The 12,757-nt window shown below is 42.7% G+C and carries 13 protein-coding genes; 3 read left to right on the top strand and 10 right to left on the bottom strand.

Annotation, left to right across the window (positions count from 1 at the left end; translation table 11 throughout):
- Positions 1–17: 17 nt before the first annotated feature.
- Complete coding sequence (gene gloB / locus REG_RS02465) at positions 18–773, bottom strand: hydroxyacylglutathione hydrolase (RefSeq protein ID WP_039906952.1); 756 nt, start codon at positions 771–773, stop codon at positions 18–20.
- 43 nt (positions 774–816) lie between these two features.
- Between gloB and REG_RS02460 the strand changes: the two genes are divergently transcribed.
- Positions 817–1,530, top strand: a complete 714-nt coding sequence (locus REG_RS02460; RefSeq protein WP_006704337.1) for a class I SAM-dependent methyltransferase — start codon at positions 817–819, stop codon at positions 1,528–1,530.
- A gap of 29 nt (positions 1,531–1,559) precedes the next feature.
- Here the strand turns inward: REG_RS02460 and rnhA are convergent, their stop codons facing one another.
- A complete protein-coding gene (gene rnhA / locus REG_RS02455) occupies positions 1,560–2,045 on the bottom strand; it encodes a ribonuclease HI (protein WP_039906951.1) in 486 nt (161 codons plus the stop codon).
- 48 nt (positions 2,046–2,093) lie between these two features.
- Between rnhA and dnaQ the strand changes: the two genes are divergently transcribed.
- Entirely contained in the window at positions 2,094–2,822 is a 729-nt protein-coding gene (dnaQ, locus tag REG_RS02450; protein ID WP_006704335.1) for a DNA polymerase III subunit epsilon, read from the top strand.
- A gap of 81 nt (positions 2,823–2,903) precedes the next feature.
- On the opposite strand, the gene REG_RS02445 is transcribed toward dnaQ, so the two are convergent.
- Together REG_RS02445 and REG_RS02440 are read right to left on the bottom strand one after the other, a co-directional pair.
- On the bottom strand, positions 2,904–3,413 hold the full coding sequence (locus REG_RS02445; protein ID WP_141553598.1) for a hypothetical protein: 510 nt from the start codon (positions 3,411–3,413) through the stop codon (positions 2,904–2,906).
- 64 nt (positions 3,414–3,477) lie between these two features.
- Positions 3,478–5,598 carry an inositol phosphate phosphatase SopB gene (locus REG_RS02440; protein ID WP_006704333.1) on the bottom strand — a complete coding sequence of 707 codons (2,121 nt, stop codon included), beginning with the start codon at positions 5,596–5,598 and terminating at the stop codon, positions 3,478–3,480.
- Between the two features lie 268 nt (positions 5,599–5,866).
- On the opposite strand from REG_RS02440, the gene REG_RS02435 reads away from it, so the two are divergent.
- Positions 5,867–6,298: an integrase core domain-containing protein gene (locus REG_RS02435; RefSeq protein ID WP_087943355.1), complete on the top strand. Its 432-nt coding sequence runs from the start codon at positions 5,867–5,869 to the stop codon at positions 6,296–6,298.
- Positions 6,299–6,362: 64 nt separating this feature from the next.
- On the opposite strand, the gene nuoN is transcribed toward REG_RS02435, so the two are convergent.
- The 6 genes from nuoN to nuoI all read right to left on the bottom strand — a co-directional run bounded on the left by nuoN (position 6,363) and on the right by nuoI (position 12,745).
- Positions 6,363–7,850 carry an NADH-quinone oxidoreductase subunit NuoN gene (gene nuoN, locus REG_RS02430; protein ID WP_050749291.1) on the bottom strand — a complete coding sequence of 496 codons (1,488 nt, stop codon included), beginning with the start codon at positions 7,848–7,850 and terminating at the stop codon, positions 6,363–6,365.
- A gap of 4 nt (positions 7,851–7,854) precedes the next feature.
- Entirely contained in the window at positions 7,855–9,396 is a 1,542-nt protein-coding gene (gene nuoM, locus REG_RS02425; RefSeq protein ID WP_006704331.1) for an NADH-quinone oxidoreductase subunit M, read from the bottom strand.
- Between the two features lie 91 nt (positions 9,397–9,487).
- A complete protein-coding gene (gene nuoL / locus REG_RS02420; RefSeq protein ID WP_006704330.1) occupies positions 9,488–11,323 on the bottom strand; it encodes an NADH-quinone oxidoreductase subunit L in 1,836 nt (611 codons plus the stop codon).
- Positions 11,320–11,622: an NADH-quinone oxidoreductase subunit NuoK gene (nuoK, locus tag REG_RS02415; protein WP_006704329.1), complete on the bottom strand. Its 303-nt coding sequence runs from the start codon at positions 11,620–11,622 to the stop codon at positions 11,320–11,322. Before nuoK ends, nuoL begins: the two co-directional genes overlap by 4 nt.
- Positions 11,619–12,191: an NADH-quinone oxidoreductase subunit J gene (gene nuoJ / locus REG_RS02410; protein ID WP_039906949.1), complete on the bottom strand. Its 573-nt coding sequence runs from the start codon at positions 12,189–12,191 to the stop codon at positions 11,619–11,621. The genes nuoK and nuoJ overlap by 4 nt, the downstream gene beginning before the upstream one ends.
- Before the next feature lie 11 nt (positions 12,192–12,202).
- The gene (gene nuoI / locus REG_RS02405) at positions 12,203–12,745 is read right to left on the bottom strand and encodes an NADH-quinone oxidoreductase subunit NuoI (protein ID WP_039906948.1); all 543 of its coding nucleotides are present in this window, start codon (positions 12,743–12,745) and stop codon (positions 12,203–12,205) included.
- Positions 12,746–12,757 lie beyond the last annotated feature (12 nt).

Genomic DNA, 12,757 nt, shown 5'->3' with positions numbered 1-12,757 from the left:
TAAAACAACTAAAAGCTTTAAAAACGATCTTTCATCATCCGTAAAGCAGAGAAAACTAAAGAAAGAGAAGTTAAGGATTTTCCCCCCAGAACTCTTTTTTGTAGCTCAATCTCATCACAACGTAAAAAAATATTGATCTCACGTTCCCATTGCAAAGTTGTCGGTAGGCTAGGTTGTTTTTCTGCCCGTAATTGCATTACTTTTTTTTGATAGGCTTCAATTTTTTTATCTTCCGCTAAAATTGAACGAGCAAAGGCTAAATTGGAGAGCGTATATTCGTGGCCACCACAAATTAAGGTATCGTCAGGCAATTGCATAATTTTTTGCAATGATCTATACATTTGATCGCCGGTACCTTCAAATAACCGGCCACAACCGGCAGAAAATAGCGTGTCTCCACAAAAAAGATAAGGCGCATTGTAGTATGCAATATGACCCAATGTATGCCCCGGAACAGCGATAACCGAAAAATTTTGACGACCAATAATCAAATCATCGCCCTCTTCTATTAGCTTGGTTGCACCTTTTTTTTCTGTTTCTCGCGGCCCGTAAACAGGTATCTGTGGAAAATGTTTTAGCAATTCAGGAACACCATCGAGATGATCCTGATGATGATGAGTTAATAAAATGGCATCCACAATGAGATGTCGTTTATTTAAGATGGCTAAAACGGGAGACGCTTCTCCAGGATCGACAATAATGCAATGATCTTGTTCGTCTATTAATAACCAAATGTAATTATCTTGTAATGCTGGAATACTGATCAGATTCATCCGATACCTATGCTCAACCATTCAAATATGAAGATAATAAAACATGAAACCTGCGCAATTATACCTGAAGACTCATGCGCCCACATCTTGGAGCGAACTCCCTTGGGGAGAGTATTATCGGGCTGCTATTGAAGAGGCAATGCAGCCCTGGTGGTCAAAATTTTTTGGTTTTCATTTACTCAAGATAGGTCATCTCAGTGCTGAAATCGCCAGTGATCAGTGTAGCATCAGTCACCAAGTGAGTGCTGTTGAACAAGGTTACAATACACAAGTGCTCGCTAGCCCTTATCAACTCCCTTTTGCCGAAAAATCAGTGGATGTTTGTCTACTTTTACATACTTTAGCCTACGGGACGGATCCTCATCGTATTTTACGTGAAGTTGATCGAATATTAACCGACGACGGCTGGTTAGTCACCACTCACTTCAATCCGCTAAGTTTATTAGGAGTGGGAAAATTATTACCGCTATTACGCCATCGTGAACCTTATGTCAGCAGAATGTTTACCCGAATACGTATACTTGATTGGCTTAATTTGCTCGATTACCAGGTGATGCATCAATCTCATTTTCACGTATTACCCTGGCATAAGAGAGGCGGCGGAAGTGCTATGAATACTCATCTTACCGCGCTGGGTTGTATTAGCCTGACCATTGCACGTAAACGTACGTTGCCATTAACGTTGATGCCAATCAAATTTGCCACAAGAAAGCCCTGCTTTAACCGTGCCGTGGGTGTGACCAAGAACTATAGCTGAATCAGCACACTTTGATTCAGCTTATATCGTCAGGCGCCTTGGTCTGACAGGGATGAAGCCTCATAACCGACGTCCTTTTGGCTTGGGTTGTTGGCAGCTATTCGTGCTAATTGATCACAGCGTTCATTTTCAAGATGACCTGCATGACCTTTCACCCATAGCCAGGTCACTTGATGGTTTTGGATCACGCCATCTAAACGCTGCCATAAATCGGCATTTTTTACCGGCGTGCGTTGAGTGGTTTTCCAGCCACGTTTTTTCCAGTTATGGATCCACTCACTAATCCCTTGACGAACATATTGACTGTCACTACTGAGCCTGACTTGACAAGGTGATGTCAGCGCTTCGAGCGCAATAATCGCCGCCATAAGTTCCATACGGTTATTAGTGGTTAAATAATAGCCATCACTGAGGATTTTTTCATGCTGTTTATAGCGCAAAATAGCACCATATCCTCCCGGTCCGGGATTACCCAAACATGAGCCATCAGTGAAAATTTCTACCTGTTTATGCATTCTGATAGACTCTTCATTAAAATCCCAATTCTGACATAAGCGAACACAATGAACACGGCAACAAGACGACAAATTGTTTTGGATACTGAAACCACAGGGCTCAACAAAGTAGGGGCTCACTATCAAGGCCACCGGGTTATTGAAATCGGGGCGGTTGAGATGGTGAATCGGCGTTTAACCGGTAATCATTTTCATGTCTATTTGAAACCCGATCGACTGGTTGATCCCGAAGCCTATGCGATTCATGGTATTAGTGACGAATTTTTAGCAGATAAACCCACCTTTGCCGATACAGCCAAAACATTCCTCGATTTTATTCGGGGAGCGGATTTAATCATCCATAATGCCTCCTTTGATATTGGCTTCTTAGATTATGAATTTCGTTTACTAGAGCAAAATAGCGCTAAGATTGAAACCTTTTGCACGATCACCGATAGTTTATTGTTGGCGCGACAGTTGTTCCCCGGCAAACGTAATAATTTAAATGCGTTATGTGATCGTTATCATATCGATAACAGTAAACGGACGTTGCACGGCGCGTTACTCGATGCCGAGATTTTAGCGGAAGTTTATCTGGCAATGACAGGGGGGCAAACTTCGCTCTCTTTTTCGATGGAAACCGATCAGCAGCAGCAAAATAATAAAGAAGAAATTAAACCCATTGTGCGCCCGACCTCAGCGCTAAAAATTATTTATGCCAATGCCGATGAATTAGCAACGCACCAGGCGCTGCTAGAGGGGATGGTGAAAAAGGGAAAGTGCTTGTGGCAAGCATAACAATAAAAAAGCGCCTTGGTGATGGTTTTTATTTTCCAAGGCGCTGAGGTTATTTTTAGTACAGATTTTAACTACCGGTTTTTAGTGTACTCTGGGAGTGGCCATGTAGTGATTCTCTACAAAGCTAGCAACAACTTCTCCTTTAATGGGACGAGCATCTGGTATGGTTTCATAATACGGTCCTTCATGTGGGCTTTTAGTTAAACCACCTAAACCATTGCTAAATCCTCTGCGTGACATTACTTTTTGATCACCTGGCTTTCCATCCTCATCTTCAGAGCCTGGGAATGACTCATAAAGTGAATTGCTAGCTGAACTAGCGCTAGAGCTTTGGCCTGGCTCTCCATCCCCGTATTCAGAGCCTCGGAATGACTCATAAATTGAATTGTCATAATGGCTAGATACTCCACGTAACATTAGCTCTTGAAGACTTGGCATAGATGCTACAAGTCTTTGAGACACTACAGAGCCTTGAAGTGGTATGGGATTAAGTTCAAGCGGTTCTGATTTTTTCTTTTTATCTTTAGATGCCTTCTCTGCATCCCCGACAACAACATCTAAAACATTAGGGTTTCCAATATATTCTCTCATTCCTTCCCCCCCAATGAACAATTCAGCCAGGCGACGGAGCGTAAATTTGTTTTTCGTTACCGCTTTATTCCCCCCTGTGACCAGTGTTCCATTCCTGAATTTTCCCACTACCAGGGTCTGCCATTAAAAGCCCACGAATATCTGAGTCTTCCTCTCCGGGTTGAAGATTCATATATTCTTTAGCTCGCCATTCAGCTATTCTCGAAACAGCGAAAGCCGTTCTATCTTTACCACTTTTACAGTTCACGCAAGGAGGAGCTAAGCCAATTTCTTGCGACAGGATAGCAATAAGCGCTGGGATTCTATAAGGGTCTCCGTTAGATTGATGATATTCTTTATTCCGTAGTGCCATTTTAAGTTCAATCGCCAATTTTATTACTTTTTCACGGTTAGTTATCTTTGACCCTTCTAAATATTCTTCAACCCAACCACCAATACCAGGGTGTTCAAGTTTACCCAGCAATTTGAGAGCAGCCTTTTCATTACATTGATCAGAAAAATTCTGTCCAAGCTTTGGCCAACCTCGTGCAAGAGGATTTACACCTACGCTAAATGCTGCAATATCTGCGTCAACTCTAACGTCTTGCGACTGCCCGTTGGCATCAACAATGGTTAATGTAATCTCAGGCTCAGAAGACAAATATTCCCAAACAGCATTTTGCTCCTCGAGTAGAATTCGTTCACGACTCTTAAATCCAGGCACCTTCACATTGGCAGGTGTCATTAAACTGGTTGAAGTAATTCGTAATTTTGCAACCTTACCACTACGTGCTATTTCTAATTTTTTTGGATCAGCCAATAACATCGCAGTAAGGAGTTCTTTACCCCGCGCTATATTCGCTTCTTCTCTTTCTTTACTGCCTAATTTCAAGCCGGATGCACTCAAAGCGCCATGGCGGAACAATCTAGAAAGCACTTTACCAGCTACAGAAAATTCAGAAAGCCAGGCATTAGTGACATGTTTGCTTTTTGTTGCTGTACTGCCAACATTTTGACCAAAAGTATTATCAGTAGGTTCAGTAGGTGATAATCTTAATGCTTGTACTGGAATGTGTTTACTAATAAAAGTATTCAATTTATGAACGAAAGGGGAAATTATTGTTTCCCAATTTTTACCATTATTCGTTCTATTTAATTTATCCGTCTTAATTTTATTAAATGCGCTTTCATAGATATCCTTTGCTTTTTCTAAGTTTGCATTTACAACAGCAAGGGGTCCTTGTGTAGGTTTAGTTTTAATTTCTTCTTTAGAAAAAATATCCATTGAAATAAAATCAATAATATTGTTTTTAAAGTTAATCAGACTCTCAATATCTTCGTCTGAGCCAACCAAATTTGGAGCCTTAGGCATACTCTCTAAAGAAAAACCACGTTCTGCTGATACTAATTCTGCGACAGCCAACAAATCCTCTCTGAGTTGTTTTATTGTGTTACCTACTTGACACTTATTTTTACGCTCATAAATCCTATCCAAAACTGCTTCATTTTTATTACAATAAACTTCAAATTTCGTATCTAGTTTGTCTATTTCTACATTAAACGTTTCTATTTTTTTCCGATCAGAATCTATTGATTTTTTTAGCTTGTTAAACAAAAATGAGCTAGCCTTACTGCTATTATTATAATTATTTTTTAAATTAACTATTTCTTTTTCTTTAATATTTTCTTCAAGATTGGCGATATTTTCTCTTAAAAATGCTCTTAGTTCTTGCATATCACCAACAGTGTCCATTATGTCGTGTTCAGATTGAGAACACGGAAGTGACACTGGTGTTTTTTCTAAATCCTGACCAGCTTGTTTTGATAATCTAGGAGGCTTAGTCGGTTTAGTTATACGCATTAATTCTTTAGTAATATTTTCTTTAAATTTTTCAACTTCTCTTATTATGTCAATATGCTTATTATGCTTCTCAATATCATTATCAAAATTAAAATTAATTTTTTCATTACTTATATCTATAAATTTATCCAAAGCATGAATCCTAGGAAGAAGGTTATATCTCAACATACACAATTCATGTTTCTGTGCAGGTGTAAAATGCAAACCAGAATTTTTAGCTCCCATCAGAAGACCAAATCTATTAATATGATTCGCTATGGGTTTCATTTCTCTATAAACATTGATTCTGTTACTTACTCCTAACCCGACTTTTATATAATTTATAAAACTCCTTAAAATATTCATAATACTCTCTCTGTCATATTTTCAATATGTATTACTAGAGAATATTAAAGATTATCTGATCTTATAAATATCAAAAACCGCTCATTCAATGAAAATTATCATTTAAAATCAAGCGAAAATATAAATAAAAAATGTAGATTTACGTTAATTTTAAAACAACAATAAATAAAATGATTTATCGATATAACATCCTATTTATTGGCTTTAAATTAAAAATCTTCGCCGAAAAAATTAAATTCATATTTAAAATAAAAATAACGGCAGCCCGATGAAAGGCGCTATCCTGTTGTTTACGCTCGAAACATTGGGAATAGCGACTTCGTTGAGTCGACCCTCCCTGAGCAACGACAATCCCTATTCTGAATCGGCCTTCAAGACGCTAAAATATCGCCCTGAGTACCCGGTTAACCCTTTTGACAACCTGCAAGACGCCCGCGCATGGGTCGAACACGTGGTGCACTGGTATAATCAAGAACATCGCCACAGTGCCATTGAATTTGTCACACCTGCACAAAGACATGCAGGCCTTGATAAAGCCCTATTAGCTCAGCGTAACACAGTGTATGAAAAGGCACGCGCTGCAAACCCTACACGCTGGGCAGGTCAAATCCGTCAGTGGCCGTATGTGAAAGAAGTCCATTTAAATCCACAAAAATCCAGAGAAAAAAAGGTGAAACCAGACGCCAAAAAAGCAGCCTAGGATTTTACATCCTGGGCGACAACTACATTGACAATTACCGGTATATATAACTGCTGGCAAACCATCACAGCATCGGCTGGGCAAATTGAATTAATGACATTAACGGTTGGGGATAAATACCAAAGAACAGCACTAATAGCGTGCAAATTAACACCACCATACCGGCGGCAGTGAGGGCCCAATGACGAGGGATGTGGCGGGGGAATTTTTGCGAGGGACTGAGAAACAAGCTGACGGTGACACGTAGGTAATAATATAAGCCTATGGCGCTCCCTAATACCACCGCACCAGTTAGCCACCCTAGCTGTGCGCTGACACCTAAGGTGATCAGCAAAAATTTACCAATAAAACCTAAGGTAAGTGGGATGCCGGCGAGTGATAGCATCATCACCGTCATCACCGCAGCCAGGATCGGTTTGTGCCAAAATAAACCACGGTAGACAAATAATGATTCGGCATCCGCCCCTTGGTATGGACTAGACATCAGGCTGATGACACCAAATGCACCTAGGCTACTCAGTAAGTACCCTGTCAGGTAAATGCCAACGATACTCGATGAAGGTTCGGGGTTCACCAGCATTAATGTGATCAGCAGGTATCCTAAATGGGCGATTGAAGAATAACCCAGTAGCCGTTTGATATTGCTTTGCGTGAGCGCCATCAAATTACCAAATAAAATCGAACCCATCGCCATAATCGATAACAAAATATCCATCACTTCATCATGCGTGGCGGAAGAATAAAGAAATAAACGCATGACGACCGCAAAGAGGGCAATTTTACTCGCCGTCGCTAAAAACACGACTACCGGTGCAGGCGCGCCCTGATAAATATCTGGTGTCCAAAGCTGAAAGGGAACCAACGATAATTTAAAACATAAACCCACCAGCATCATGCCCAATCCCGCCAAGATCAGCGGTCGATGCACAGTACTCTCATTTAGGCTATTGCCCAATTCGCTAAAAGATAAGCTGCCCGATTCGGCGTATAACAGCGCCATACCAAATAACAGAAACGACGACGCAACCGCCGATAGCAACATATATTTGATGCTTGCTTCTAATGCGCGAGGTTGGCGATAAGCGTAACCAATGAGACCAAACAGCGGCAAAGAAATCAGTTCAATTCCCAAAAATAACGAAGCCAAATGATGTGCGCTGACCAGCAATATACCGCCCAAGGTGGCAATCAATAGTAGTACATAAAATTCTTCACGATTATCCGGGTACCCCACTAGCCAAGGATAAGCAAAAATAGTGGTAGCAAGACTCGCTATGAGCACCAGTCCGGTATAAAACATCGAATAACCATCGAAACGTACTAATGCCGTCACATCCTGTGGCAGGTATTGCAAAATCTCCATTTGCCAAGCAAAGCAGAGCGACATCAGCGCAGCAGCCAGCCCTATCACGGTTAGCGTAGCGTTAATAAAATGATGACGGCGCCAGGCAATAGAGAGCATGATCACCACCGTCATTAAACCAATAATTAACAGCGGTAACATTGAGATCAGCGATAGTGTTACGGTCGATAGCTCAAAAGTGGTTGTCATGGCATCACAGCCCTGTGGTTAAAATGGATGAGGCAGCAAACCGTTGTTGGATTTTTGTCATCACAGCATCAGAGGTATCGAGGATCGGCTGTGGATAAATTCCGAGCAATATTAACAGCGTAACCAATAATAAGATGATTGATAATTCTCGCATCGTCATGCTCGGCAAGGCGTGCGGTGATTTCGCCTCGCCATAATAGGCGCGCTGGATCATCACCAGAGAATAAACACTGGCAAATACCAAGCCAAAAGTGGCTATCACCGTGATCAAGGGCGCTACTTGGAAACTGCCGCATAAAATCATAAATTCACCAACAAAGTTACCCGTCCCCGGTATACCGAGGGTTGCCATGGCAAAAAACAGTGATAAGGCCGGTAGATATTGGATACGCGACCATAATCCGCCCATTTGACGTATATCACGTGTATGCAAACGCTCATACAATTGACCGCAAAGGATAAACAGCCCCGCCGCCGATAAACCATGCGCAATCATTTGGATCACAGCCCCTTGGTATGCCAATTGACTGCCGCTATAAATGGCAATTAAGACAAACCCCATATGCGACACACTGGTGTAGGCAATAAGGCGTTTAATATCTGTTTGACAAAATGCCAGCCAAGCGCCGTAAAAAATACCGATGACACCGAATCCCATCGCTATGGGGGAAAAATCATGAGAAGCCTGCGGGAATAAGGGTAGACCGAAGCGCAATAAACCATAAGCCGCCGTTTTGAGTAAGATCCCCGCCAAATCGACAGAGCCTGCTGTCGGTGCCTGGCTGTGTGCATCCGGCAACCAACCGTGTAACGGTACCACTGGCATTTTTACCGCAAAAGCGATAAAAAATCCTAACATCAGTAGGTATTCAATCTGCGGCGACATCGGTGTTTGTAGTAACAGGTTGTAATTAAACGTCCACACCTCAGTGGTTTGGTAATGCACCAGCACCAAACCAATAATGGCAATCAGCATGATCAAGCCGCTGGCTTGGGTATAAATAAAAAATTTCGTCGCGGTGGTGATCCTGCTCTGGCCACTCGATGCTTTATGCCCCCATAACGCGATCAGGAAATACATCGGCACCAACATCATTTCCCAAAAAAGAAAAAACAAGAAGAGATCCATCGCCAGAAAGACACCGATAACAGCGCCCAGGATCCACAATAGATTGAGATGAAAAAAACCGAGATTGCGCTGAATTTCACACCAAGAGCAAAGGATAGCTAACAAACCCAGCAAACCCGTTAGCATCACCATTAACCATGACAGGCCATCAAGCGCTAAATGAAACTCAATGCCAAAACTCGGGATCCAGGGCAGGGTAAATTCTGCTTGCCATTGAGGTATGTCTGCTGTATCAGTCAGCCCCTCAGTGAAGACTGATATTGCCGTAGGCTGTAAAAATAAATAGACCGTCAGTGCTAATGTCAGCCCCATAGCGAACAACGCTATCCAGCGCGGCACGTTAGTCCCGAAGCGTTCACACTGCCAGCAGAGCAGACCGCCAATAAAGGGAATAAGAATTAGCCAAGGTAGTAACATAGCACTTTGTGTCCCTTATATGGTTTTATACCCTTCGCCTTTGAAGCCGCCTTACCGTAACTCGAAATTCATTGGGTATACAGGATATCGGTTAAACAAATAGCAGTACCAACAATACAGTGACTGCCCCCAACCCCATCGATGCCGCATACCAACGCACACTGCCATTTTCACTGATAGACAAAGCACGATTGGCAAAAAGCGCCAGCAACACAGGAAAATTCATCAATGAATTGAGCGGATCACTTTGTAAAACTTTAGCAATCCACAGATAAGGCTTAACAAAGAGTCTATCGTACAGCCAATCGAATCCCCACGCATGGAGCCACCATGAGGTAAAAAATTTTCCTATTCTGCTAGATGCCACCCTATTCACAAGCTGCCTTTTACCCAAATACAGCGCTGCGGCCAATAAAACACCCATAATCACCAATGTTCCAGAGAATATCTCTAACAAGGTTTTATCTGTTTTAAAAAAATGAGAAAAGTACCCTTCTGGCCATACACCGAAAAAAGTAGAAAAAATCATTAACATCACTAAAGGTAAACTGTGGCTGATACCCGTTACCCGTTTTGGCTGAGTGTTAATATCACCATGAAAAACAATAAAAATCATTCTGAAGGTATAAAGTGCAGTGAGAAATGCCCCCAGTAGCCCCATGATCACCAAGGTGATATGCCCTCGCTCCCACGCATGCCACAAAATATCATCTTTACTGTGAAAACCGGGAGTAAAGGGCAATGCCGCCAGTGAAGCCCCTCCGATTAAAAAACAGAGATACACCAGCGGAATTTTTTTACCTAATCCGCCCATTTTGAACATATTTTGCTGATGATGACAGGCCTGGATCACCGATCCCGCCGCCAAAAACAGCAAGGCTTTAAAAAAGGCATGGATAACCAGATGATGTATTGCTGCATCCCAAGCTTGGATCCCCAATGCGAGGAACATATAACCGATCTGACTCATGGTAGAGTAGGCCAGTACCCGTTTGATATCGGTTTGTACCAAGGCGGCAAAACCCGCCAGCAGCAAAGTGATAGCCCCAACCATTCCCACCAGCTGTAACACTTCCGGCGCCATGAGAAATAAGCCCTGAGTACGAACAATCAGATAGACCCCGGCAGTGACCATGGTTGCGGCATGAATTAATGCAGAAACCGGGGTTGGACCCGCCATCGCATCCGCCAGCCAGGTTTGTAACGGCAATTGTGCCGATTTACCCACCGCGCCAACCAGCAGCAACAGCGTCACCCAGCTGATGACGTTCGAACCTATTGCCCATTTTTCGGGCGCTAACCGCATTAATTCATCAATATTCAAGGTACCCAATGCTTGATATAGGATGAATAACGCCACCGCCAAAAACACATCACCAATACGGGTAACGATAAAGGCTTTCATTGCCGCAGCGCCGTTAGCCGAATGGCGGTAATAGAAACCAATTAATAAATAGCTGCATAACCCTACACCTTCCCAACCGAGGTAAAGTAATAATAAATTATCCGCCAACACTAAAATGACCATGCTGGCGATAAACAGGTTGGTATAAGCGAAAAAGCGCGAATAACCTTCTTCCGTGCGCATATACCAAGAGGCGTATAAATGGATAAAAAATCCCACGACGGTGACGACAAGTAGCATGGCTAAGGATAATTTATCTAATGTTAGCGTCACTGGAATACTGAAATCACCGACCGATATCCAATGCCATAATGTTTGATGAAAGACGGGGAACGCCTTTTCTGGTTGGCTAAGTGGTTGGTTCAAGAAATCGACGGCAACATAAAGCGTGACCAACGCGGTTAAACCTATCATTCCCACACCAATAAGCGCGGAGATCTTTTCCGAAAAACGTCCGGCAGAAAATGACAATAATAAAAAGCTAAGCAAAGGGAGAAGAACAATTAAAAATAAAAGATTCATCCACGCATCTCACTGAGAGAATCGATATTTAGAGTATGATGACGACGGTAAAGCTGTAGCAATAATGCCAGGCCAATACTGGCTTCCGCCGCCGCCAGACTGATAGCTAAAATATACATCACTTGACCGTCTGCTTGCTGCCAATAGCTGCCCGCTACCACAAACGCCAAAGCCGCGGCATTGATCACTATTTCCAAACTGATAAGCATAAATAAAAGGTTACGGCGTATGAGCAAACCGGTTAGTCCGAGCACAAACAATATCGCCGCCAAAATCAAGCCGTGTTGTAATGGGATCATGGTTGTTTTTCCATCGTTATACCCTTCGCCTTTGAAGCCGCCGTGTTGCTGGCTGCGGGTATACAGCAATTATTTTTACCCCCGCGATCTTCACGGCCAAGATGAAAGGCTACTACCAGACCTGCCAATAACAACATGGACGCTAATTCCACAGCCAATACATAAGGGCCGAACAAACTGATCCCTACCTGTTTGGCATCAACCATAGTACCCCTTATCTCAGCTGTGACACTGCCGAGCGCCATCATCAGCACCACAAGCAACGTCAATGACAATAAACCAGGGCCGATCCACACACTGGGTTTTAGCCATGCCTTTTCTTGCTGCTGGATGCTATCACCCAAATTCAGCATCATCACTACAAAAACAAACAGCACCATAATCGCCCCGGCGTAAACAATAATTTCCAACGCCCCGGCGAAATAAGCACCGAGTGAAAAAAATACCGCGGCGATCGCTAACAGAGAAACCACTAAATACAGCAAAGCATGAATGGGATTGTGGTGAGAGATCACCCGCAGTGTTGCCAATACCGCGATCACCGCGGCAGTATAGAAGACAAATTCCATCAAAAATATCCTTAAGGCATCAGACTTTTAATATCAATCGGCTTGGCTTCATGCTCGGCCTCTCCTTTTTGCTTCCCTTCAATTGACATCCCTGCCATGCGGTAAAAATTGTATTCTGGATATTTACCTGATCCTGAGATCAACAAATCTTCTTTTTCATAAACTAAATCTTGGCGTTTAAATTCCCCCATTTCAAAATCCGGAGTCAACTGGATAGCTAGCGTCGGGCAGGCTTCTTCACACAAACCGCAAAAAATGCAACGAGAGAAATTAATACGAAAAAATTCTGGGTACCAACGACCGTCTTTGGTTTCCGCTTTTTGCAACGAGATACAGTCCACCGGACAGACCGCCGCGCATAAATTACAGGCAACGCAACGTTCCTGGCCATCAGGATCCCGTGTTAATACAATTCGACCGCGATACCTCGGCGGCAGATAAACCGGCTCTTCTGGGTACATTTTCGTTTCACGCGGATGAAAAGCATGCAACGCCATTAGCCACAGGCTACGTATCTGAGTGCCAAAACCGATTATTAATTCTTTTAATGTCATGGTGATCACTCT

The organism is Candidatus Regiella insecticola LSR1, assembly GCF_000143625.1.
Taxonomy (GTDB): Bacteria; Pseudomonadota; Gammaproteobacteria; order Enterobacterales; family Enterobacteriaceae; genus Regiella; species Regiella insecticola.
Note: the sequence above shows the minus strand (reverse complement) of the source record. Positions and strands in the feature narration are given on the sequence as shown.

Coding starts and splice junctions, on each gene's coding strand:
- gloB (WP_039906952.1), bottom strand. CDS start 773: ATGAATCTGATCAGTATTCCAGCATTACAAGATAATTACATTTGGTTA.
- REG_RS02460 (WP_006704337.1), top strand. CDS start 817: ATGAAACCTGCGCAATTATACCTGAAGACTCATGCGCCCACATCTTGG.
- rnhA (WP_039906951.1), bottom strand. CDS start 2,045: ATGCATAAACAGGTAGAAATTTTCACTGATGGCTCATGTTTGGGTAAT.
- dnaQ (WP_006704335.1), top strand. CDS start 2,094: ATGAACACGGCAACAAGACGACAAATTGTTTTGGATACTGAAACCACA.
- REG_RS02445 (WP_141553598.1), bottom strand. CDS start 3,413: ATGAGAGAATATATTGGAAACCCTAATGTTTTAGATGTTGTTGTCGGG.
- REG_RS02440 (WP_006704333.1), bottom strand. CDS start 5,598: ATGAATATTTTAAGGAGTTTTATAAATTATATAAAAGTCGGGTTAGGA.
- REG_RS02435 (WP_087943355.1), top strand. CDS start 5,867: ATGAAAGGCGCTATCCTGTTGTTTACGCTCGAAACATTGGGAATAGCG.
- nuoN (WP_050749291.1), bottom strand. CDS start 7,850: ATGACAACCACTTTTGAGCTATCGACCGTAACACTATCGCTGATCTCA.
- nuoM (WP_006704331.1), bottom strand. CDS start 9,396: ATGTTACTACCTTGGCTAATTCTTATTCCCTTTATTGGCGGTCTGCTC.
- nuoL (WP_006704330.1), bottom strand. CDS start 11,323: ATGAATCTTTTATTTTTAATTGTTCTTCTCCCTTTGCTTAGCTTTTTA.
- nuoK (WP_006704329.1), bottom strand. CDS start 11,622: ATGATCCCATTACAACACGGCTTGATTTTGGCGGCGATATTGTTTGTG.
- nuoJ (WP_039906949.1), bottom strand. CDS start 12,191: ATGGAATTTGTCTTCTATACTGCCGCGGTGATCGCGGTATTGGCAACA.
- nuoI (WP_039906948.1), bottom strand. CDS start 12,745: ATGACATTAAAAGAATTAATAATCGGTTTTGGCACTCAGATACGTAGC.